The organism is Nostoc sp. FACHB-152, from assembly GCF_014697475.1.
Classification (GTDB): Bacteria; Cyanobacteriota; Cyanobacteriia; order Cyanobacteriales; family Nostocaceae; genus Nostoc_B.
This window is the reverse complement of record NZ_JACJRV010000033.1, coordinates 32988-57946: the sequence shown is the minus strand read 5'-3', so window position 1 is coordinate 57946 and position 24959 is coordinate 32988. Positions and strand designations below refer to the sequence as shown.

General features: G+C 40.5%; 12 protein-coding genes. 9 read left to right on the top strand and 3 right to left on the bottom strand.

Annotation, left to right across the window (positions count from 1 at the left end; genetic code table 11):
• Positions 1-58: 58 nt before the first annotated feature.
• From H6G76_RS20625 to H6G76_RS20615, 3 genes are all read right to left on the bottom strand, one after another.
• Positions 59-5473: an ATP-binding sensor histidine kinase gene (locus H6G76_RS20625; RefSeq protein ID WP_190704780.1), complete on the bottom strand. Its 5415-nt coding sequence runs from the start codon at positions 5471-5473 to the stop codon at positions 59-61.
• Positions 5474-5556: 83 nt separating this feature from the next.
• Positions 5557-7344: a carotenoid oxygenase family protein gene (locus H6G76_RS20620; protein WP_190704778.1), complete on the bottom strand. Its 1788-nt coding sequence runs from the start codon at positions 7342-7344 to the stop codon at positions 5557-5559.
• Positions 7345-7530: 186 nt separating this feature from the next.
• Positions 7531-8910: an AAA-like domain-containing protein gene (locus H6G76_RS20615; protein ID WP_190704804.1), complete on the bottom strand. Its 1380-nt coding sequence runs from the start codon at positions 8908-8910 to the stop codon at positions 7531-7533.
• 1112 nt (positions 8911-10022) lie between these two features.
• Between H6G76_RS20615 and H6G76_RS20610 the strand changes: the two genes are divergently transcribed.
• The 9 genes from H6G76_RS20610 to H6G76_RS20570 all read left to right on the top strand — a co-directional run bounded on the left by H6G76_RS20610 (position 10023) and on the right by H6G76_RS20570 (position 24951).
• Complete coding sequence (locus H6G76_RS20610) at positions 10023-10376, top strand: carboxymuconolactone decarboxylase family protein (protein ID WP_190704777.1); 354 nt, start codon at positions 10023-10025, stop codon at positions 10374-10376.
• Positions 10377-10419: 43 nt separating this feature from the next.
• The gene (locus H6G76_RS20605) at positions 10420-11979 is read left to right on the top strand and encodes an EthD domain-containing protein (RefSeq protein ID WP_190704775.1); all 1560 of its coding nucleotides are present in this window, start codon (positions 10420-10422) and stop codon (positions 11977-11979) included.
• 1 nt (position 11980) lies between these two features.
• Complete coding sequence (locus H6G76_RS20600; RefSeq protein ID WP_190704770.1) at positions 11981-14986, top strand: nuclear transport factor 2 family protein; 3006 nt, start codon at positions 11981-11983, stop codon at positions 14984-14986.
• 50 nt (positions 14987-15036) lie between these two features.
• The gene (locus H6G76_RS20595; protein WP_190704767.1) at positions 15037-15666 is read left to right on the top strand and encodes a DJ-1/PfpI family protein; all 630 of its coding nucleotides are present in this window, start codon (positions 15037-15039) and stop codon (positions 15664-15666) included.
• Positions 15667-15827: 161 nt separating this feature from the next.
• The gene (gene glgX, locus H6G76_RS20590; RefSeq protein WP_190704765.1) at positions 15828-17957 is read left to right on the top strand and encodes a glycogen debranching protein GlgX; all 2130 of its coding nucleotides are present in this window, start codon (positions 15828-15830) and stop codon (positions 17955-17957) included.
• Positions 17958-17994: 37 nt separating this feature from the next.
• The gene (locus tag H6G76_RS20585; RefSeq protein ID WP_190704762.1) at positions 17995-20169 is read left to right on the top strand and encodes an AGE family epimerase/isomerase; all 2175 of its coding nucleotides are present in this window, start codon (positions 17995-17997) and stop codon (positions 20167-20169) included.
• A gap of 311 nt (positions 20170-20480) precedes the next feature.
• Entirely contained in the window at positions 20481-22136 is a 1656-nt protein-coding gene (locus H6G76_RS20580) for a response regulator (RefSeq protein WP_190704759.1), read from the top strand.
• 120 nt (positions 22137-22256) lie between these two features.
• Complete coding sequence (locus H6G76_RS20575) at positions 22257-23651, top strand: ATP-binding protein (protein WP_190704756.1); 1395 nt, start codon at positions 22257-22259, stop codon at positions 23649-23651.
• 88 nt (positions 23652-23739) lie between these two features.
• Entirely contained in the window at positions 23740-24951 is a 1212-nt protein-coding gene (locus H6G76_RS20570; protein WP_190704753.1) for an MFS transporter, read from the top strand.
• Positions 24952-24959: the final 8 nt, after the last annotated feature.

Here is a 24959-nt window from a genome sequence, read left to right as displayed (position 1 = left end):
TCCATGCAAATACTACAATGAATCATTAGAAATTTTCGGAAGAATCAATTAATTCATTTTATTTATCAGTATTGTGCTGAATTGGGAGATTTTTAGGTAAAGCGATGATAAAAGCTGTATAGTTTTTAACTTGAGATTCTACTCGAATTTCTCCTTGATGCCCTTGCACAATAATATCATGGCTAATTGATAAACCTAAGCCTGTTCCTTCACCTGTAGGTTTAGTGGTGAAAAAGGGATTAAAAATTTTATCGACAACTTCTTGAGACATACCTTTGCCGTTATCTTGAATACGTATTTCTATTTTTTCACCCAAATCCTGAGTGGTAATCGAGATTTTTGGCAAGAATCCTGCTGCTAATTCTTTCTTTTTCTCATTAGCTGCATAGCAAGCATTATTAATGATATTAATAAAGGCACGACTAATATCCTGCGGTACAATATTCAAGTGAGGAATTTGTTGGTCATAATTTGTGGCGATCGCAATTTGAAAGGAAGGGTCTTTGGCACGCATCCCGTGATATGCCAAATTTATAGACTCTTCTAACAAAGCGTTGATATCATTCGGTTGTCTTTTGCCGACTTGCCCTCTAGAGAGCATCAGCATTCCATTGACAATATCATTTGCTCTTTTACCATGCTGATTTATTTTTTGAGCGTTTTGGCTCAGATCGTCTAAAATTTCTGCAATGTTTTCTCGGCTGTTTGGCTCTAATTTATTTTCTTGAGTTTCTAACTCTTCAATTAGTTCTTGAGCTAATTGCACAGACAGTTCAGCAAAATTGTTAACAAAGTTCAAGGGATTTTTGATCTCATGGGCGATACCTGCTGCTAATGCTCCCAAAGAAGCTAATTTTTCTTGAGCAATAATTTGGTCTTGTGTGGCTTTGAGCTTTTGCAGAGTGCTGGCTAATTCCTGATTTTTTTCTCGTAGTTCCTGGGTTCTGGCTTTGACTTTTTGTTCTAGAGTTCGATTGTAATCTTCTAACTGCTCGTAAAGGTAAGAATTTTCAATAGAAATAGCTGCTTGGGTAGAAAGGATTCTTAAAATTTCTACTCTTTCTGGAGTAAATGCACCCGTTGTTAAATTATTTTCTAGATATAAAATGCCGCTCAGTTTGCCTTGATATAGCAGGGGAGTGCAGAGAACTGATTTAGGTTGATTGACTACAACGTAAGGATCACGAACAAACTCTCCTTCATGAACTGCATCATTTAAAACTATATTTTTTTGAGTACGAGCAACATAATTGATGATAGCAGCTGATAAAGGAGGTGTTTGGCGATCGCTATCTGATGAGTTAATTGGAATCGCCTGCATAATAGTAATGTTCTCAGAATTTACAGAGCCTTGAGCTTCAATCACCCACTCACCTGTTTTTTCCAGAATTAAATAGCCTTTTTGAGCGCCTGCGTTCTCGATCACAATTTTCATCAATTTTTCCAGCAATTTGTGCAATACAATTTCACTGGCTAAAACTTGTGATGCTTTTACAACTGTTTGCAAATCCAGTACTACTGAACTAGTTTGTTCACTTGTAGTTTTAAAATTAGATTTTCTTGGGGCTACAGTCTCAGATTTGATAGCAAGCAAATTAGGATATCTATTTTCTAAATCTTTAATTTTAGCTGTTGCTCCCCATTTGAGATAGCAATACCAGGCATCGGTAATATAAATTTGAGCAATTTTGTTGAGACCATTAGCTAAATAAAACCTCGCCGCCAGTTCATTAGCTAGTGCTTCTTCGTTGTAATATTGATTTTCTTGAGCTAACTCAATAGCGCGATTATAAAATTCCATCGCTTTTAGCGCATCTCCTTTCGCACGATGCTGCTCTGCTTCTACTAAGTAAAATTTATGCAAGTAATTGGCTGAAGCATAACACGCCCAATTTTGTAATTTCTCTTGATGTTCTGTAACTCTTACTAAGATTTGCTGTTTTTGGGTTGCTGATGCAGATTCATAGATAGCAAGGTAAGCGAGAGAATCATAAAAATAAAATAGCGGAATTAGTAATGTAGCAGTTGCTCCATCTAGATATTGTTCTGCTTTTTCAGCATTTTCAACACCTAAAGAATACTCTCCAAAAAGATAACATAGGTACAGTTTATTAAAATATAAAGCGCATAGCGCATAGCGATCATTGGTCTTGAGATGAAGCGGAAGCATAATTTCTTCATTGTAAACCTCTCCTAACAAACGGTAGGGAGATTCAGCACGCCCTATCAAGTTGAGGACAGTCTGACCATAAATATTATTGTAATTAAGAGTACCTTCTTGTTTGAATTGGCTCAGAATTTGACTGTAACTAGCTATTTCTAACGCTAAATTATTTAGTTCTTGTCCTACAAAAATTGAATGAAATGAATATAGATAAGCACAAGTAGTTCCGTAATACAAATCTCCCATTTCTAATCCAATTTGATAGCTAGATTGTAATGGCTGCAACGATGATTTAATCGGCTCTTTCCAAATACTAATAGTAGCGTAAAATACAGCATTTACTTTAGAAATCAGGTCTTTAGCATGAAATTTATCTACCAAATCTAGAGCTAGGCGACCAAATTTATAACCTTCCTCAATTTCCCCTAACACACCACATAGAATTAATCCGTAATTAACATAAGCAAAAGCAGATAGACAAGTATTACCATATTTAAGCGATACATTCACCTGTTGAGAAACTAGTAATGGTAACAAATTAGAAGCAGCAACATAAATAGAAGAAAAAATGCAACTTGCTACTCTCATTACTGCTAATTGGTATGATTCACTCATCTGAGGCAAATTAATTAAATCCTCGATCCGCTTACCCGCTAAATTTGTGCGAGTTTTTTCTAATTCCTGTTGAATATCTATCGGTTGGACTAATTCTGGAAAACTAATACCTAAAGTTTGTAACACGGGGAGAGCCGTCCCAATAGCTTCTAGCTCTTTATTTTGTGATTGTAAAGCTTCAATGTTAACTTCATATACTTTTATTTTATCTAAGAGGGTTTTTGCTTTTGTTAATACTACCGAAGTTAATTGTTCCATCTGTGCAAAGTTTCCATTTAAATAAGATACTTCGGTTGCTTGCACATAAAGAGTCAGTTTCAAATAATAGTTTTTTTGCCAACTTTTATCTGCTAAAAGTTCCAGCCCTATATTTAAATACTTGAGTGCTGCTTCATAAGCTGTTGCTGCTTTGGCTTTTTGTCCTGCTAGCAAATTGATGGCTGCAACTTCAATTTGTTCTTGTGGGTAAGTTATAAGTTCACGCCCTAAATTCAGGTGGTCAACAATTTCAAATATTTTTTCAGATAACTCTTCTGCTTGAGTATTCTTCCATAGCAAACGGCCAATTTTTAAGTTGATAGCTGGTTTTTTTGCTTCATTAATCAGCAGATTAGCTGCTTGCTGAATACGATCATGCCCAAATTTATAATTTTGAATTAATAACTGTTCATTTAATTCTGATAAAGGAATAATTAAACCTTTATCAATTGCTGAAATTAAATTTTTAAAAATTTCACTTTCTGGGTTTTGACAAACTATAGAAATTGTAGATAAATTAAATTCCGCTCCCATACAAGATGCTACACTTAAAATTTGTTGAGTAGCTTTTGGCAATTTTTGCATTTCAGCGAGCATTAATTCAACTACATTATCAGTAATTTTTAATTCTTCAATCAATTTGATATCCCAATGCCAAGATGCGTTTTGATTTTTATCGGTTGAATCATGCTGATAGGTTAGCAAGTTATTAGAATAAATTGCTTTTAAAAATTCATTAACAAAAAAAGGATTGCCATTAGTTTTTCTGTAGACTAATTCGGCTAAAGGTTTGATATATTCTAATTCAGTGAAAGTTGCATCAGCAATTAATTGATTTATATGATGTAATTCTAATGGTTGTAAAATAATTTCATTGATAATTATTCCTTCTCGATGTAAATTCCTCAGAGTAATTTTTAATGGATGAGCGTGGTTAACTTCGTTATCTCTATAAGCTCCAATGAGAAATAAAAATTGCAGCCTTGCATCCATCATCATCAATTCAATTAACTTGAGGCTGGCCGAATCTGCCCATTGTAAGTTATCAAGAAATATGATGAGAGGTTGGTCAGGAGAACAAAATACACGAATAAAATTTTTAAAGACTAAATGGAAGCGATTTTGAGCTTCTGTTGCTCTTAATTCTGGGACAGGTAGTTGCTTACCGATGATTAATTCTACTTCGGGAATAACATCTATAATTATCTGTGCATTAACTCCTAAAGCAGTTAAAAGCTTTTCTCGCCATTGATTTAGTTGCGCTTGACTTTCACCTAAGAGTTGCTGTACCAAATTAGTAAAGGCATTGACAACCGCAGAGTAGGGAACATTACGTTGAAATTGATCAAATGTACCTAAAATAAAATAGCCTCGTTTTTCAGTTAGAGGTTTATAGAGTTCTTTGACTAACCTTGTTTTTCCAACTCCAGAATACCCACCTACTAGCATCAGTTCGGTTACCAATGGTTTAGCTTTTTTTGGTGCTGTGACTCTTTCAAATGCTGCGGTTAGGGTTGAAATTTCTGCATCTCTACCATAGAGTATTTGAGGGATTTGGATCTGTCCGGTAATATCTTTAGTAGCTAGGGAAAAGTCTGCTATTTTACCTGTAGATTCAAATTGTCTGAGGCACTCTTCTAAATCAGCTTGAATACCGTAGGTACTCTGATATCTTTCTTCAGCTGTTTTGGCCATCAGTTTCATCACTAAATTAGAAACTACCAAAGGAATGTTAGGATTCAGTAAATGAGGAGCTATCGGTTGTATAGCCAGATGGCAGTGAACTAACTCCAAGACATCATTTCTCTCAAAGGGTAATTGTCCTGTCAGCAGTTGGTAGAAGGTAACACCAAGAGAATAGAAATCGGTGCGGTAGTCTAAAGGGCGATTCATTCGCCTAGTTTGTTCAGGAGAGATGTAGGCTAAAGTGCCTTCAATAATATAAGGATTTTTGAGGCTGGGATCTTCTCGTTTGAGTACTGTCGCAATACCAAAATCGATGATTTTGAGTTGTTTAGTGGTGGGATTAAAGACGATATTAGCTGGATTAATATCTTTGTGAATTAAATGGGCTGCATGAATATTGCCTAAATTTTTAACTATTTCAATAGCAATAGGAAAAAAAATCTCAAATTCAAGCGGCTTTTCTGGGAAACATCGGTCTAAAGATATCCCCCCAAAATCTTCTATTATCAGAACCAGTGTTCTCTGATAAGAATTTAAACCATAAACTTTGATTGCTCCGGCAAAAGTTAGATTGCGCGTAATTTCATATTCCTGCTTATAGCGAGCCAGTTCTTGACTAGTGGGATAATTTTGTTTTAGTAATTTGAGGATAACTGGCTGGTTGTCAGACTCTTGAATAGCTCGATAAACTTCTGAATTATTGCTTTCGTAGATTTGAGCAAGTATTTTGTATCCACTTAGAGTAATCATAATAAACTCACAAAATGCATGAACATAAATTTTATGAAAAAGTAGCAGCGATCGCTGCTACTTTTTCATATTTGAGTTATATTTTAATGATCACTCTTCTTTTTGCGAATGTTTTCTAATGAATCAAAGAAAAATTCGTAAGGAACCTTTGTTAGACTGCGTAAATCAGATACTAACCTAGACCTTTTGTAACTATGTTTAGCCGGAATAACTTTCTCAAAATACTCTGAATGCAAGCTAAACCCAAAATGAACTTCTTTTGGTAAACGAAGTTTAGTAATAGGGCCTTGACTCAGCGTATCAGCAGCGAATAACCATGCTTCCAGGTAATCTGTAGGTGTCAAAATAGTTGTTAAAATATACCCATGCTCTTGCGGAATAAATTGAATACTATTGATAACATACCCGTCAGGAAATACATAAAAATCAAGCAGTTCTTTCCCTAAATGAGATACATGAGTATCAGGATTTTGTTCTTGTTCTTCCTTGATTTTTTGGGTAAGTTGTTCCCAGTTTTTATCTAAGGGAACTTTAGCTAAAACTGAGGGGAGATCATATTGGGGTAGTTGTTCATCCTTGAGAATACGAGTCGGGCAATCACGAAATTCAAGATAGTGACGACGGCAAATAAAATCGCGGTGATACCCAGTATAAACTTGATAGATAGCAGAATATCCTTCTTTAGTTAAAAATTCTCTGGAATCGGCTGTGTAAAGTGTTGTAGAAAACCATCCCGGATGGATAAAGGCTTCTTCGCTTAGACAATCAGCATCTTTAATTACTACTTTACGCAGTACCCCAGGATCAAATGCAAACATCCAAGGTATACCCCACCAATCTTTATCGTAGGGTTCGCCAGTGAAGTGTTTAACATCCTCCTGTTGAAGTGCATCTGTTAAGCTAATTGTTGCTTGTTGTATGGCGATGCAATGAATTCTGTCGTCAATATGATAGTAGTTCCATAAAAAGTGGTAGCTATCACCCTCAAAAGTTATTAGACGTGAGGTGACATTCTCTCGCTGTTCTTTTTCTATCTCTTCACGGTTAACAATATAAAGCTGTGTTTTATGATACGGTTTGAGAGGAGGAATTTTTAACCCCAACAGCATTGATACTCCCATTTGAAAGGGCATATCTGGGAACAGAATAGATTTTTCTGTCACTATTACTGTGTGTGGAGTACCATCAAGAACTGCTCCGGTAACTTTACAATGTTCTAAATCTCCTTTGCCATCCCAATAAGTTATGTAGACATCACTCACCATATCAGTAAATAAATTACCTGGACGCAGCCGCGACCTTAATTCACAACTAATAAGTTTATTAATTGTAGGGTCGTAGAAAGGGTGGGCTGTATTTGCTACCAAAGGAAAAAATGCTAGAGGAACAGAAATGATATGTTCGTCAAAATATCCTATGGGTGTTATCGTTTCCAGGGTATCTGGATCTGCTTCCCAGTAACGTCCAGCATCTGCTGTTAAAAGCAGTCTTCCATCCATCTTAACAACCGCTGTGTTGGCAATTTCTGATACTCCTAAAGGGCTAATAACTGCTGGAAAAAAAGCTTTTGATAGATTATATATTGGTAGTTTGTTCTGCCAGAAACTATCCCAAGTTATCAATTTATTTGCGTGGATTGTGATTTGGTCATTTTGAGCTTTGAGATTCCATTTAATAATTACACCTTCACCAGCAAATAAATGACGGTCTTGCTTGCGGTGATAAGGAGAAACCATAAAGACACAGCCGGATAAATTATTTGGCCAAGTTCCTTCAATGATTTCTGCTTCCCAACCATTAGTATTTTGTTGAGGAGAACGTTTAAAATTTTTAATGTTAATTTTTGGAGGATTGGTTGAGTTGACTTCCATAACTTTCACCTTTCAATGGTTTTTATTGTCTTTGTTTAAAAATGAATGCTATTCCCCTCACTTGTTTAATAAATATGATTAATATAGCGATCCTAAATCAGTGGCAAACAAATCTATTGCCTATTACCTGCTCCCATAAGCGGTTTGTAAATCAAATAGGATTGCTATATTCCCTATACTTATTAATCAATTATTAATTACTGATTTCATTTCTTGTGATTGCAGATTATTGAAATACTGCCGATACAACTGACAACTGGGTGTAGCTTTATTGCCATCTAATTTAATAAGTCCCATACTACTTAACTTGTAAGCTACAATCGGTTCTAATTGCACAGGTTCAATAGAACTCATAACTGCATTCACAGCTATGAGCAATTCCATCTCTTGTTGTAAATTCACCCAATGGCGTTGCAAGTGATGGGAGTAAATTCCAGTAGATGTAGGAGCGGTTTTCAATAGTTGCGCCAAGGTCATCTCTTCAAAACTTAGATGATAGATGGCCATATGTATCAATGCTGGATGTCCCCCAACCATAGCCATTAATTGTCTGCTTTCTTCTCCATTGCTCCAATCAAGCCCATAACTTTGAGCTAACTGCTGCACCTGATCCAAACAAAAATCGCTTAACTGAATCGGTAGACCTACATTGAAAGGCGACTGGTTAAGTTGTAGAGGAACATAAATTTCAGTGGAGTGAACAACAATCAGACGCAGCTTTTGCCAGATGAGTAACCTTTTGCTTTCTTCATACCACGATCGCAACATTGGTAAAAAATCTTTTGCCACTTGTGGATGCTCAAAAATTTGGTTTACCTCATCTAACGCCAACACAATCGGAGTGTTAATTTGCTCTAGCAAATAGCTCCGAAAATAGTGGGTACAGCTAACTTTGCAACCAATGTCTTCGTCCCAGTGATCGTCTAGCCTCGATTCAATCTGCAACTGATGAGTAACGTTAGTGCATAGCCAGCGCAAAAAACGATTCAGATCACTCAAAATTGCTTGATCAACTTGCTCTAAGTTTAGGCTAACGGTGCGGTAGCCCTGGCAGTTAGCATAGTCGAGAATCCTCATCAACAGTGAAGTTTTGCCAGCTTCTCTGGGTGCTTTAATCCGCAATAAGGCTCCTGGTTTACAAATTTCTTCACCAACCCGTGCCACAGTATTCGAGTTTTCAATATAGAATACAGAACCGAGTGGAACTGGGCCACTGGGGTAGCTGGGCGACAGAGCCTGATCAACAGCAGAGAAAAAGTCATCAGGAAGTTGCCTTAACGACATTGCCTCTGGATTTGCATAAGCAGCAACATAAGCCTCTAGTAAAAACCGACAGTTTTTCTTGGTAACGCGCTTACCAAGGAGTTCAGAGAGTCGCTGACACAACTGCGGAGCGACTACATTAGTTAGGTAGCCAGGGCTATAGCCTCCATCTATCGCCATTTGATTGTAGGTTTGATACTGCCAGATACCCTGGATAATCAAAGTTTCTGTAGGGGTAAGCGGGCGATTTCGGCTGTCAACTAGTTTGCGGTTAATAATCTCTAGCAGAAGCTCGAAATCCATAGAATTGGTAGACACTGGCATTACAGGACGCATCTTAACTATCCCCGTTGTTATTCTGTGTGGAAACTATAAACTGAAGTAGCCAAAATTAATAAACTGTCTTTCAGTATTTCAAATGTGTTCAAATTAACTTCAGGTAAGTCTTTCCTTCTGATACCAATTTTCTGTGAAGCTGCACATGATTTTGACTCCTCCCAACCTCCCACCACCCCTTGGCAAAGGGGGACAGAGAGAGGGGGGTAGCCGCCGGCAGTGGGGTTATTTTTATGCGTTTTCATATGAGAATGGTATTAGAAGCAAGCTAGTCTTTTGAGAATTTATTCATTAATATTTTTAGCTTAGTGATTATTAAAACTAGGAATCTCATATAAATCTCATCTAAAATCTCATCTCATCTTACTTGCAATCATTGATCGCACTAATACATTTAACATAATAATATGCTGTTGATAACATAAAATTATATGATTGTGCTGAAAGCATTAAGTATGATCAACAAGGTCAAGGAATGTTGATAGATAACTTGACTTAATTCCGAAATTATGCTTATTACCAATTATCTGTATCCACAATCAGAGCTAATTTGTAAACTAAAGTAAAGTATATATTTTGTAAGAGGTTCATAAATTTCAGTTCAGAAAACACCTATACTCTGAAACTCATCCCTAGTGACAAATTTAGTCTTTTTGATATTCCGTTTATATTTTAATTCTTAATTTTACTAATGATTTTTTATTAACTTATTAGATTTGATTCAAGAGTTTAGATGATATTTTCTATAGGTTATATATGAGATTGCTGGATTTGATCAGCCTTAAAGTGAAACTATAGAGGTTGCAGAAATAACTTAGGAACAAGTGAAAACGTTTATTTATTGAAATATAGCTTGGATATGAGATATATGTCAATTAAAGAAGTTTAGCTTTTTAACTCACAGTAACTGCCTGTTAATGAAGTACTAAAAATAGAGTTGATTTAGTCTTGATTAACCTTTGAAGAAATTGCATAACTTGAAAATATTTAACAGTCCAAATCAATAATTGGCCACTTTGCAGACATACTCTTCTGCACGCCCATCTCACTCTCATAGTTAATAAAGAGGTTACTTGATAATGGCAATAGCATACAAAAACGCAGTTCTGGATGACAAAAAGCTTCAAGAGGCTTTAAAAGATATTAACCCGAAGTTTGGTGACTTTGTTACTCGTGTAGCAGGTGAAGCATGGGGTTTACCGTTAATTGACCAAAAAACTAAGGCTTTAATCACGATCGCTGTTGATGTTGCCAATCAGGATCAGGTAGGGCCTGGTAGCCCTTTCGCCGCCCATGTCAATATGGCTTTCCAGCAAGGAGCCACGAGGGCGGAAATCGAGGAACTCCTGTTGTTTTTATGTGTATACACCGGATTCAATAAAGTTGCTGGCTGCTTCGGTGCTTTAAATGAGATTCTCGATCGCCAAACCTAATTGGCATCAACAAAAAATTAATTGCGAACAAAGGAGCGCAGCCATGATTTTAGCAACAACGCGAAAGACCGATTATGCCACACGCGATCGCCTTGGCAAACTAACCTTTTACGTGCTGCTGTGGAAACGCAAAGGGATTTCCCGTGAACTATTTGATGACTATTGGAGAGACGTTCATGGCCCAGTTTGCGCCCGCCTACCAGGTCAGCATCAGTACTGGCAGTTTCATCTAGGGCATAGCGAAGGTGGCATATGGCCAACTATAGATGGTATTGATTACGACTGCCCCACAGAAGACCAGTTTGATGGGATTGCCGAATTAACCTTTGAAACCGAAACCCAACGTCAGACATGGTTTAAATCTGCCGCCATCCTCATGGATGACGAACACAACATTTTCAGCAAAGCCATCGGCTATAACACTGACTCTGGTAATTCCCAAACCTACGTTGATGGGATTCCTACCCCAGACCCCAACGGTAATCTCGGTCTGCTCAAATTCCACGTCATGGTCAAGAAATCCGATGGTGTGAGTGTAGACCAGTTTCGCCAGTATCTCACACAAAGCTTTGCCCCGGCTGTGGTTAAAAGCGACTCAGTACTCAAGTTTCGACTGCATTTGTTTGAGGAAGTGGATAACTCGCGCCCTGATGCGGCTGGTGTATCACATTTTGAACCACTGCAAAAGCAATATCAAGCCGCCTTTGAAATTGCCTTTGCTAATCCCTTGGAGATGGAAACTTTCTTTGCTTCCAGAGAGTATGCAGTTGCGGTTAAAGACCAAGCCAAGTATATCAAGCAGCTTTTACCATTTCCCGAACGTAGTGTTTACACCTTTGTTTACGACGGCGAAATGACTCTGGCAGGTCAGCGCAGTTCCACCGTTGCAGAACTAATTGCCAACATTGGAGCCACCAATCAACTTAAAAAGGATGTAATTTCGCTCATGCTAGAACAAAAACTAATTTTTTCTAACACGAATGGTTCTTCAAATGGGTCTCAAAATGGTTTACAAACCACTACAACCACATCGAGCCAAAAACGGATTAACTACTACAAAGATTTAGCAGCAGATTATTCTCGACCGGGGCTGGTGAGTGCCTATGTTGCTAAAAAACTGATCGAGGATGCTGAAAGGTTTGTTGCCAAGAAAGAAAGAACATTACCACAAATTAGTGCTGATTATACCCTCGAACAAATTGAACAAGAGAATAAGGAATGGTGGCCTACTCATTGTGAGGCGTTACGCCAAGGACGAGGTGACATTTTAACAGGGGAATATCGCAACGATCTAGTTTATTTGTGTCAGGACGGCCCTTACTACGGCTTAGAACAGCAAAAAGAACGCGAGAAACATTGGTGGGCATTAATTGCCCAACCAGGAGTTACCATGTGCTGGCCAATTGTCATGTTTCACGGTGAAGTCACCTACTTTGAGTGGAAGTGTGTAGACGACGAAACCAACGAAAGCATTGCTAAGGGAAATGTCACTTGGGTGCGCCGTGGTCATAGAGGGGGGTGCCATCTCAAAACCGAGCAGCTGACATTCTATCGTGATGTGTTTGCCCCAAGTGGACTATTGACTTTGATTACCACAACCTAAAATGAAAAATGCAGTATTGGATGACTTGAAACTGCAAGCAGATTTAAAACATATCAACCCGAAATTTGGCGATTTTGTGATTCGCGTCGCTGGTGAAGTATGGGGTCTACCGTTAATTGACCAAAAGACTAAGGCTCTAATTGCGATCGCGGTTGATATTATTAATCAGACTCACACAGGTTCAGGTAATTCTTTTACAGCCCATGTGAATATGGCTCTCAAACAAGGAGCCACCTATGAGGAAATTGCAGAACTGCTTTTATTCATGTGCGTTTACGCAGGATTCAATAAAGTTGCAGTCTACTTCAATGCCCTAAAAGAAATTTTTCAGCAAAGCGGTGATGGAAACATGATATCTGCATTGAGAAAGGAAGACTATTCCATACGCGATCGCCAAGGTCAACTAACCTTTTACGCACTGTTATGGAAACGCAAAGGAATCTCCTTAGAGCTTTTCGATGATTACTGGAGAAATGTACACGGCCCCCTGTGTGCGCGCCTCCCAGGTCAGCATCAGTACTGGCAATTCCATCTTGAGCATAGCGAAGGTGGTTTGTGGCCAACTATAGATGGTATTGATTACGACTGCCCCGCAGAAGACCAGTTTGATGGGATTGCCGAATTAACCTTTGAAACTGAAACCCAACGTCAGAAATGGTTTCAATCTGCTGCCATCCTCATGGATGACGAACATAACTTATTTAGCAAAGCCATCGGCTATAACACCAATGGTAATTCCCAAACCTATGTTGATGGCATTCCTACCCCAGACCCCAACGGCAATCTCGGTCTGCTTAAGTTCCACGTCATGGTCAAGAAATCCGATGACGTGAGTGTAGACAACTTTCGCCAGTATCTAACACAAAGCTTTGCCCCAGCTGTGGTTAAAAGTGATTCGGTACTCAAGTTTCGACTGCATTTGTTTGAGGAAGTGGACAACTCGCGCCCTGATGCGGCTGGCGTATCGCATTTTGAACCATTGCAAAAGCAATATCAAGCCGCCTTTGAAATTGCCTTTGCTAATCCCTTGGAGATGGAAACTTTCTTTGCTTCCAGAGAATATGCAGTTGCGGTTCAAGACCAAGCTAAATATATCAAGCAGCTTTTACCATTTCCTGAACGTAGTGTTTACACCTTTGTTTACGACGGCAAAATGACTCTGGCAGGTCAGCGCAGTTCCACCGTTGCAGAGCTGATTGTCAAAGTAGGAGCAACCAATGAACTCAAGGAGGACATAGTGTCACTGATGAACGGGAAGCAGAATGGCAAAACTGGGTTAGGTCATTACTTGCAAGGAGTGCAACACTTCGGGATGACAGTTTATGACATGGCAAAAGCTATGGAATTTTATACTGAAGTCTTAGGTGGAAAAGTTGCTCTGAGCGGCGATGGATTTATCGGCCCAGTGCTGCACAATACTCTTTTTCAAAAAGAAGATATTGAGGCAATTGAACGCGGAATTGATCCGAAAACACTGGGAGTTCCTAACCTCAGAGATGGTTCAGATGCTGCAATAGACGTTAGGTTTGTTTCTTTTGGTAACACGGTTGTTGAACTCATCCATTTCCGGGATGCTAAATTAACACCAAATGCTCCTAATATTTTTGACAAAGTATCTTCTTGTGTTGGCTATGCAAACGTACCGCATCTTTCTTTCTATGTGAAAGATGACGTGGATCTCAACCTTTTTGCCAAAACCTTAGAACAAGAGTGTCAGAGGCGAGGTCTGACTGATGTTGTTTTTAACCGCATCATCGATGTCAAGTCAGAAGCCGAAAGAAACAATCTTGCCCTTAAGTACAATGCCAACAAGTTTTGGAATGAACCAGAATATTTCGTTGAAGGCTACTCAGATTCAGAATTCGGCGACTTTGAAGGATGGTCATTGTTTTACTGTAAAGGGCCAAACGGAGAACAACTTGAATTTAACCAAGTAACTCGCAAAGCCAAAGAAAATTTCACCAGAGCGGAGGCGGAATATAACCAAGCCAACAACACAAATTACTGGTTTTTGAACTCCCAAACAAAAACTACAAACACAAATGGAAATGAGACTTATGGCAAATACAACATTTCTCAGTTACAGCCTATTACTGACCAATCTCTAGAGCCAGAAAAAGCCCAGCAGTTATTACAAACTGCTCAACCGGAAACTATCAAGAAAGGCTCCTTTGATCTCAAACAGCTCATCGAAAATCAAACTACCAAAGAGGATAAATCAATGACACAGACAACAGTAATTTCCCTAAGCAAGCCTGAAATCGTTAGACAAATGTTTCAAGCAGGCGAGTCCATGAATGTGAACAACTTCGTCGAGTTCTACACCGATGACTGTTTGTATCAGTTTTCTAACTTTCCTATTGCCTATGGACATCAAGGCATTAAAGACAATTCAGTTGCTTTTTTGGATACAGTGGCAAAAGTTTACCACCACATTAAAAATATGTGGGAGATAGGAAACACCGTTATCTGCGAAATGGATGTGACCTATATTCGCCACGATGGTAAAGTGTTTACACTTCCCTGCTGCGACACTATTATCTTCAAAGGAGATAAAGTGCAAGAACTGCGGATTTATATGAATATAGATCCGGTTTTTCAGACAGAACAAGTTGAACCTCAAACCGTCGCTGCAAGAGGCTCATTGAGCCAAAAAATCGAAAAAATGTATGAGGCTTTGCAAGCGGAAAATTGGGATGAATTTATCAGCTTTTTTACTCCTGACGTACTCTACAAAATTGGTGCAAATGACCCTGTAATTGGGCCGCAAAACTGCCGCGACCTTTTGACACATATTTATAAAACCCTGAAACTGGCAACCCGCAATATCAGAGGAATCTGGGAAATCGGCAATACCGTTGTTTTGGAAATGGATGCTAACTACATTCATAAGCAGGACAAGCGGTTTGTTCAGGTTCCTTGCGTCGATATATACCGTTTTGAAGGGGACAAAATTTACGAGTGGAGAGTCTATGCTGATGCCTCTGCAAGTGGTGTCCAGCTTTAAGGGGAAATCAATAGCTTGCGACTTAGACCAATTATCCGGAGTTAAGAACTATGGTAACAAAATTAACTAGTAAGAAAGGAAAAATAGGTGTTCTGATTGAAGCTCACTTTGACGAGTTTGAGTTCCAAACCTTCAATAATTTCTTTCCCAGGAATGGATACGAGATAGAGTATATATCTCATCTTTGGAATCAAAATCAACTGACATTCAAGGGAAATGATTTAACACAAGAAGTGACAGTTACCGCAGAAGTCAACGATGTTGATCCTCAAGATTATGCAGGCATTATTTTAATCGGTGGCTATGCGATGGATCGTCTGCGGTATGAAGAATATTCTCAAGAGGGACAACCCAACCAAGCCCCAGCCGTCAAATTCCTTCGTAAAGCTGTCAAGGCGATGGATAGCGATCAATTAACAATTGGAACTATCTGTCATAGCCTTTGGCTGTTCTGTGCAGCACCAGAATTATTGGAAAATCGTCAAGTTACCTGCGCTCATAATGTGATTGCCGATGTGCAGAATGCGGGAGGAATTATTGTTTTTGATGGCAATGGTACTAAAAGAGTACATACCGACGGCAATTTAATTACGGGAAAACACCCTGATGTAGTTAACGAATTTGTGATTGTTTTTTTAGAGGCAATTAACAAGCAAGCACTGAATAAAGTTACCGTTTAAACCAACCCTTGATAAAGTTGCGCTTAATTTTCGCTCTGGCGAAATATCTTTCAAAAAACTCTCTGTACTTTCAATACCTTAGCGTTCAAAAGCGAAAATTCGGCGCAGCTTTAGAAAGACATAGTTAACTGATTAATCATTGCAATGAGAGGAAAGCTCAAATGGCTATCATCACCACGATAGAAGATGAAATTCAATTTACACCGCCAATATATCAATACCAACTAGAACCAGGAAAAGCAAATCCTTTAGGGGCAACGCCAGACAAAGACGGAGTAAACTTTTCGATTTTCTCAGAACACGCTACATCTGTTGAACTGTTGTTGTTTGAGCAGTATGATGACCCGGAACCATCACAAATCATTAAATTAAACCCCAGGATAAATAAAACTTTTTACATCTGGCATATCTATGTAAAAGGATTAAAACCGGGTATTTCCTATGGCTATCGAGTTGATGGGCCTAACGATTTACACAAAAGGGGACACCGTTTCAACAAAAATAAGGTACTGCTCGATCCTTACGCTAAAGGAATTAACAATTTTGTTTGGAACCGTGCTGACGCTTTGGGATCAAAAGACAACGTAAGTACCTCAATGCGTAGTGTAGTCATTGATATCTCTGATTATGATTGGGAAGGCGATCGCCCCCTTAACTATCCAATGAGTGATACCATCATTTATGAGGTACACGTTGGCGGATTTACTAAATCACCCTCCTCAGGCTGTCAGCACAGTGGTACATTCTCGGCGATCGTTGAGAAAATCCCTTACTTACAAGAATTGGGAATCACAGCTGTTGAACTGCTGCCAATATTTGACTTTGATGAAAAGCAAACTCTGCGAGAAGTTAACGGTCAACCACTGAAAGATTACTGGGGATATAATCCGCATAGTTTCTTTGCCCCTGAAATTTCTTATTGTAGTTCTCCTTGTGAGGTCAGCCCCATTACAGAGTTTCGGGATATGGTTAAGGCCTTACATAAGGCAGGCATTGAGGTGATTTTAGATGTAGTCTTTAATCATACTGACGAAGGCAACCATGAAGGCCCAACCATCAATTTCAAAGGTCTGGATAATAGTGTCTACTATCACCTAGTCACATCCGACCAGCAATATTACATGGACTACTCTGGCTGTGGCAATACTGTCAACTGCAACCATCCTATGGTAGAGAAGTTGATTATAGATTGCTTGGAATTCTGGGTAAAAGAAATGCACGTTGATGGCTTCCGGTTTGATGAAGGATCTATCCTATCGCGTGGTCAGGATGGAGTTGCGCTAGTTCATCCACCAGTCATCTGGCATATTGAAACATCCGAATCTTTAGCTAACACCAAAATCATTGCAGAAGCATGGGATGCTGGCGGACTCTATCAAATTGGCTATTTTCCTGGTTATCGGTGGGCAGAATGGAATGGACGCTTCCGCGACGACATCCGCAGTTTTGTCAAAGGAGATCCAGGACTGGTCGGGGCAGTCGCTACGCGCATTGCCGGAAGTGCTGATCTTTATCAAGAAACCGGACATCTACCGATTAATAGCGTTAATTTTATTACTTGCCATGATGGTTTCACCCTCAATGATTTGGTTTCATACAACTATAAACACAATGAAGCTAATGGTGAGGGCAACCGTGATGGTATTGATGAAAATCTCAGCTGGAATTGTGGCTTTGAAGGAGAAATTGACGACCCCGAAATTGATGCCTTGCGTCGCCAACAAATTAAGAATTTCATAGCCATTTTGTTCCTTTCCCAAGGCGTACCAATGATGGTAGCTGGTGATGAAGCCAGACGGACACAAAAGGGTAACAACAACGCCTATTGCCAGGATAATGAACTTAGTTGGTTTGATTGGAATCTTGTGGATAAGAACGCTGATATATTCAGGTTCTGCAAACGGATAATCGAATTCCGCAAATGTCATTGCAATCCTACCTTGCGTCGCCGTCATTTCTTCAGTGGCGAAGTTAATGAACGAGGTATGACAGACATTACTTGGCACGGTACTAAGTTATTTAGCCCTGATTGGAATGATTCTAATTCCAGAGTACTGGCATTGACTATGGGAGGCTTTGATGGCAATGCAGATATTCACGTCATGTTCAATATGCACTGGGAAAAACTCCACTTTGAAATTCCCTTTCTAGCGGATAGGGAATGGTACAAAGTTATCGACACTGCTGAGTCTTCCCCTATGGATATTGTGGAACCGGGGAAAGAAACTATCGTTGCAGACGACATTTGTCTTGTGAAAGGTCGTAGCGTGGTCGTTCTAGTTTCCAAATAAATTCAGTTAACCAATTTTTCACTTGTGGAGAAAATTCATGTCTCATCTAGGTTTTTCGTTTTCAGATACCATTGCTGGGTATGTGAGCAATTTGGACTTACACAAAGGAGCTTTTGGCACTTTTGACCTCACAACTTCAGACGGCAGGAACTTTTCAGTTGCATTGACCTCAATGACTTCTGCTGAACTGGTGCGTAATTTGGAAGAACCTTATTACGATTGCACTGTGCAGATGACATCAATGCTGGTGCCAAATCGCTATCTTTTCGCCTATGGCATTTTCTATCCAGAAGCAGACCAGTACAAGTTTGAAGCCAAACATCTAGTATTTCTGGGTCGGGCAGAAAGTGAATACTTCTTTGAAAAGCCAAACTGGTGGGTTAACCAGATTCGCAGTCTTGCCAATTTTTATCTCAAATCGCAGTTTGATGACGGCGAAATTGATTACCGCAAATATCGTACCGATCTCAGCTTAGTTGGTGCCAAGGAAAAAACTAATCGTCAGGAAACTGATACTATCTCACGGCTGGTTTACGGTTTTGCCACAGCCTACATGATGACTGGCGATGACCGTTATCTAGAAGCGGCTGAAAAAGGCACTGAGTACCTGCGCCAACATATGCGTTTTCTGGATGAAGGCGAAGGGATTTGTTATTGGTATCATGCGATTGACGTTCAGGCAGATGGTAGTGAGCAGAAAATATTTTCCTCAGAATTTGGGGATGATTATGACGCTATCCCTGCATATGAGCAGATTTATGCCCTGGCTGGCCCGACTCAAACTTATCGGATAACTGGCGATCGCCAAATTATGAATGATATTGAGTTGACAGTCAATCTGTTTAACCGTTATTTCCTCGATAAAACCGATAAAGGCGGGTTTTTCTCCCACATCGATCCGATTACCCTCAGCGCTCACTGTGAGTCTTTGGGACATAACCGGGCGAAAAAGAACTGGAATTCCGTTGGGGATCACGCCCCTGCTTATTTAATCAATCTTTGGCTAGCCACAGGTCAGGATGAGTACGCCGATTTGCTGGAGTACACCTTTGACACGATTGAAAAGCGGTTCCCAGATTACGACCATAGCCCCTTTGTTCAAGAACGTTTTTATCAAGACTGGAGCCATGATACAACTTGGGGATGGCAACAGAATCGAGCAGTAGTAGGACACAACCTGAAAATTGCTTGGAACCTGATGCGGATGCACCATCTCAGACCAAAAGAGAACTATGCCGCCCTAGCCGAAAAAATCGCCAAGATGATGCCAGCAGTGGGTAGTGACCAACAGCGTGGGGGATGGTACGACGTAGTAGAACGTGTACTCCAACCAGGGGAAGAAATATACCGCCATGTCTGGCACGATCGCAAGGCTTGGTGGCAGCAAGAACAGGCTATTTTAGCCTATCTGATTCTGGCTGGCTCCCTTGGTAATCAGGAATATCAAAGATTTGCCCGTGAATCAGCCGCTTTCTATAACGCTTTCTTCCTCGATACCGAAGTGGGAGGAGTCTACTTTAATGTTTTAGCCAATGGGCTTCCCTACCTGTTAGGCAAAACTGAGCGGGGTAAGGGTAGCCACTCGATGAGCGGGTACCACTCCTTCGAGTTGGCTTATTTAGCAACAGTTTATACCAACTTGTTGGTGAATAAACAGCCGATGGATCTCTACTTCAAGCCGAAACCAGGCGGATTTAAGGATGACATCCTCAGAGTTGCCCCGGATATTTTGCCACCAGGCAGCGTGCGGATTGATGAAGTCTGGATCGACGGGCGATCGCACTTTGACTTTGATGCCAACAGCCTAACAGTCAAACTGCCCCCTTCTCAAAACGATCTCAAAGTTCGAGTTCGACTGTTGCCTACTCAGGTATCATTCAACGCCACTTTGTTAGAAGTAACTGGAGGTACTGCCAAAATCTCCTTAACTGGGGTATTAGATGCCAGTGCTGTACCAAGCTTTCAGCAAGAGTTGGAGAGAGCCACAGCCCAACCAGTCAAACAGCTGGTATTTCTACTACATGGTTTAAAGTGTATATCCAGTGCTGGGCTAAGATCCCTGATTTTCGCTAAACAGAAGTTAGGTGCTGATGTGCATATTTATTTAGTTGGCGCGCCTGAACACGTATTACATTTCCTCAAAATGAGTTCTTTCTGCGAAGGCATTACTGTATTAGAACAGTATGAAACTGTTGAGATGGCCAACGTGTAATTGAACACAACTCAATTGAGGAAAATCAGTAGACTGAGAACTTTTTCGTGTTCGACCTGGTCTCCTTCAGGAGAAGACAACGTGTTGGGTGTAGGTGACAAATTCGCGTTTTTTGGGTGTTATCAAAGGCTAATTAGGTAAAACCTGGCTTTTTGGTGAGGCAAAATTAAATTCACTGACGCTATTTAACTTTTATAGCGATTCATCAATGCAAATATTCCCTACACCCCACACCCTACCCCCTACACCCTCCCTCAACAGAGAACTTTGTAATCTACTGAAAATAGCTAACCTCAGTGAAGAAGGAAATTATGAATAAACCAGTACTAATGACAATAGACGATGACCCGCAAGTTTTGTGGGCAATCGAGCGTGATTTACGGCGAGAATATGGTGGTGACTATCGAGTGCTGCGAGCGGATTCCGGCAAAATGGCTTTAGAGTCCCTCAAACAGTTAAAATTACGTAACGACCCAGTGGCACTGTTACTTGTAGACCAGCAGATGCCGGAAATGACAGGCTTGGAGTTCTTAGAACAAGCCATTGAACTTTTTCCGCAAGTAAAACGTACCTTACTTACAGCTTATGCAGACACAGAGGCAGCTATCAGAGCCATCAATAAAGCAAAAATTGATTATTATCTGATGAAGCCTTGGAACCCTCCCCAAGAGCGTTTGTATCCTGTGTTGAACGATTTACTTGAGGTTTGGCAGACATCATTTTTGCCATCCTTTGACGGAATTCGCGTTGTTGGTCATAGATGGTCTTGCAAGTCCCATCAAATTAAAGATTTTTTGGCTTGCAATCATGTTCCTTACCAATGGTTGGATATTGATTCAGATGAAGCACGTTGCTTGCTTCAGTGTACTAATTATGATGCTGTGCAACTGCCAATAGTGTTATTCCCCGATGGTTCCCACTTGGCAGCACCAACAAACACCCAAATTGCTGAGAAAATTGGGTTAAAGACACGCCCCAAAATGCCTTTTTACGATTTAGTTGTTGTGGGGGCTGGCCCAGCTGGTCTAGCCGCAGGGGTCTATGGCGCATCCGAAGGGCTACGCACTGTCTTAATTGAACGGCAGGCCCCAGGAGGGCAAGCGGGTTCCAGTTCTCGAATTGAGAATTATCTCGGTTTCCCCACAGGGTTGAGCGGGACAGAACTCGCCAGACGCGCGATCGCCCAGACTCATAAGTTTGGCGCAGAAATCCTGGCACCGCAAGAAGTAACTAACGTGCGTGTAGACGGTCAGTATCGATTTGTGACCCTCACAGATGGGTCAGAGTTAAGCTGTCACACATTACTGATTGCATCTGGCGTATCCTATCGCCGACTGGATGTGCCTGGTATTGACAAGCTGATGGGTGCTGGGGTGTACTACGGAGCCGCAATCACTGAAGCATCTGCCTGCCAAGGTGAAAACGTCTTTATTGTCGGGGCAGGTAACTCGGCGGGACAGGCTGCTATGCACCTGTCGAAGTACGCCCAGTCTGTGACGCTTGTGGTACGTGGAGAGTCGCTCCATAAAACAATGTCCAAGTATTTAATCGATCAAATCGAAGAGACGAAGAATATTAATGTCAAGTTGTTGACCCAAGTTGTTAAAGCCTGGGGTGAAGACAAGCTTGAGGCTCTCACTCTGGTAAACTCACAAGATGAAATGGAAACTTTGCCTGCTAGTGCCATTTTCACCTTTATTGGTGCGCTACCGCATACCAAATGGTTGGATGGTATTTTAGAGCGTGATGAGCGGGGATTTATCTTAACTGGGTCTGAGTTAATCCGTGATGGCAAACGCCCTAAGGGATGGACACTAGCGCGCAATCCTTTTCTATTGGAAACTAGCGTACCGGGGATTTTCGCAGCTGGTGACGTTCGCCACCAATCGGTGAAACGAGTCGGTTCAGCAGTCGGCGAAGGTGCGATCGCGGTTCAATTAATCCATCAATATCTTGCATCTTTGTAGAAAGAGTTAATACCAAATTGCAATCATACGTAGTATTTCTCCCTCTACCTCCCCTGATCCCCTGCCCCCCTGCCTGCCAAAACTAATATTTTTGAACGCAACTTGGTATGAGGTCTTTCTATGCTTGAGAAGTTATGCGACATTTCTTTATTCCAAGAACTGACTGAGGATCAGCTTCAAGGGTTGTCGAAAGGCACCGAAGTCTGGTTAGAGCCAGGACAAACCCTTTTCCAGCAAGGAGATCCGCCAGAATATTTCTATGTCCTACTTGAAGGCGAAATACAGATTTTACTGGATCTTAGTAACCAACAGATAGTTCTAGATAGATTTAAAACCGGGATGTTCTTTGGTGAATTACCTATCCTTGCAGGTATGCACCATTTAGGAAGCGGCCAAGCAGTACATAAAAGTCACTTGTACTGTATACCAGAGGACGTTTTTTGGCAAATGCTCATGACCTATCCATGTGTGAGAAAAAATGTCCTTGGTTGTATGGCAATTCGCGTCCAAGAGTTTCGGATGTTATCTCAACAACATGAAAAGCTAATTGCCTTGGGAACTCTAGCCGCAGGTCTAGCTCATGAATTGAATAACCCAGCATCAGCAGCACATCGAGCCGCGCTACAACTGCGCGATACGATGCAGGTTCTCCAGTCCCTCGCTCTGAGGTGTATCGAGCAACGCCTGACACCGACTCAACTAGAATACCTTTTGCAGCTAAAAAGCAATGCCATTGAGTATGCTGCAACCCCATTTCCTTCAGATCCCTTAGCTCAGATGGATGATGAAGATGAACTAGCAAGCTGGCTGGATGAACATGGTGTGAATGATGGGTGGAAATTCGCTGCTGTCTTGGTTGGCGCAGGAATTAAGACTGAACAGTTACAAGCAATCGGTGACCAAATTGCTAGCCATACACTCATCGATATGCTGTCTTGGCTAGAAGCAAACCTGACTGTATCAAGTGTATTAAACGTGCTTGAGCAAGCTATTGAGCGCGTATACGATTTAGTCAAGGCTGTCAAGGCTTACTCATACATGGATCAGTCTGCGCTACAGAATGTAGATTTGCATCAAGGTCTTGAAAACACACTAACAATTTTGAGCCATAAGCTCAAAAAGCACCGTGTCAAAGTCATACGCGAGTACTATCCTGAACTACCAACCATTCAGGCTAACGGGAGTGCGCTCAATCAAGTATGGACGAACCTGATTGATAATGCGATCGATGCCTTGAGCGAGGGAGGCACAATTTGGGTGCGGACATCCTTGGAGAAAGATTCCGTTTTAGTAGAAATTGCAGATAACGGATCAGGAATTCCCCCTGAGATTCAAGGCCGCATCTTTGAGCCGTTCTTCACAACCAAAAAAGTTGGTGTTGGGACAGGGTTAGGCCTGGAGATTTCTTACCGAATTGTCGTGGGTCAGCATAACGGAGAAATTCGCTGCTTTTCAGAGCCAGGAAACACAAACTTTCATGTTCGTTTACCTATTGCCGGAATCAAATTTACTTAAAGATACTGGTTTAATTAACATGAATTCTGGCTCCTGAATACTTACCACAATTTTTTGTTTATCCAATCAAAAAAGGAAGTTTACTATCATGAATTCAGCCGCAGAAATCACTGGAGGTAAGAGCCGTAAGCCAGTCTATTTAGATAAAAATCTTCTAATTATTTTTGGCATTACTTTGATGGGTGTTCTAGGAGTTTCCAGTATTAATCCGGTTTTTCCAAAGATAGCTAAAGAACTGAATGTATCACCTCAAGAAATTGGGCTACTAATCACAGTATTTACGTTTCCTAGTATTGTATTAACGCCTATTCTGGGTGTTCTTGCAGATAGATTTGGTAGAAAAAAAATACTTGTTCCCTCGCTCATGCTATTTGGGATTGCCGGAGTAGGATGCGGGTTTGCTCATGATTTCAACTTATTATTAGTATTACGTTTTCTCCAAGGAATTGGTGCGGCTTCCTTAAACTCCCTCAATGTAACCCTGATTGGCGATATTTATTCAGGTAAAGAGCGCACCAATGCTATGGGTTATAACGCCAGTGTAGGTAGTATAGGTACGGCAAGTTATCCAACGATTGGTGGAGCGATCGCAGTATTCGGGTGGCATTATCCGTTTATGCTTCCCGCATTGGCCATTCCTATAGGACTGCTTGTGTTATTCTCGCTCAAAAGTCCTGAACCGAAAAGTAAGCAGAAGTTTACAGAGTATCTCAGAAATGCACTAGGCAATTTTAAGAATCGGCAATTTTTGGGGCTGTTTGTGAGTACGGTTGCAACTTTCATGCTCCTTTATGGTGCTTATATAACTTATATCCCAATTCTCATCAGCAATTCATTTAATGTGTCGGCTTTGACTATTGGCATTATTCTCTCAAGTATGTCTGCCACAATTACGCTCACTTCATCACAATTTGGAAGGTTGGCAAGGAAATTTTCAAAAAGAGATTTAATCAAATTTTCATTTCTTCTCTTTGCTGTAGCTTTAGTAATAGTTCCCTTGATTCACAGCCTTTGGCTATTATTAATCCCGACAATGATTTTTGGGCTAGGCCTTGGCATTGGCTTTCCTAGTATTCAAACTTTGTTAGCAGAGTTGACACCCAAGGAATATTTAGCTGCGGTTATGTCAATCAACGGGACATTTCTAGGATTTGGCCAAACTTTGGGGCCTCTATTAATGGGGGCAATTTTTGGAATCTGGGGAATCAGTAGTGTTTTTTATGCAGGTGCAATTTTTGCAATTGCCACGCTTTTGGTATTTAGGCGTTGCAATTGCATGGAGTCAACTACTCCCACCTAAGGCTACTA

Bases quoted from the DNA above. Each gene is read 5' to 3' on its own strand.
- H6G76_RS20595 (WP_190704767.1), top strand. From the start codon at position 15,037: ATGGTAACAAAATTAACTAGTAAGAAAGGAAAAATAGGTGTTCTGATT.
- H6G76_RS20575 (WP_190704756.1), top strand. From the start codon at position 22,257: ATGCTTGAGAAGTTATGCGACATTTCTTTATTCCAAGAACTGACTGAG.
- H6G76_RS20615 (WP_190704804.1), bottom strand. From the start codon at position 8,910: ATGGATTTCGAGCTTCTGCTAGAGATTATTAACCGCAAACTAGTTGAC.
- glgX (WP_190704765.1), top strand. From the start codon at position 15,828: ATGGCTATCATCACCACGATAGAAGATGAAATTCAATTTACACCGCCA.
- H6G76_RS20580 (WP_190704759.1), top strand. From the start codon at position 20,481: ATGAATAAACCAGTACTAATGACAATAGACGATGACCCGCAAGTTTTG.
- H6G76_RS20605 (WP_190704775.1), top strand. From the start codon at position 10,420: ATGATTTTAGCAACAACGCGAAAGACCGATTATGCCACACGCGATCGC.
- H6G76_RS20610 (WP_190704777.1), top strand. From the start codon at position 10,023: ATGGCAATAGCATACAAAAACGCAGTTCTGGATGACAAAAAGCTTCAA.
- H6G76_RS20600 (WP_190704770.1), top strand. From the start codon at position 11,981: ATGAAAAATGCAGTATTGGATGACTTGAAACTGCAAGCAGATTTAAAA.
- H6G76_RS20620 (WP_190704778.1), bottom strand. From the start codon at position 7,344: ATGGAAGTCAACTCAACCAATCCTCCAAAAATTAACATTAAAAATTTT.
- H6G76_RS20585 (WP_190704762.1), top strand. From the start codon at position 17,995: ATGTCTCATCTAGGTTTTTCGTTTTCAGATACCATTGCTGGGTATGTG.
- H6G76_RS20570 (WP_190704753.1), top strand. From the start codon at position 23,740: ATGAATTCAGCCGCAGAAATCACTGGAGGTAAGAGCCGTAAGCCAGTC.
- H6G76_RS20625 (WP_190704780.1), bottom strand. From the start codon at position 5,473: ATGATTACTCTAAGTGGATACAAAATACTTGCTCAAATCTACGAAAGC.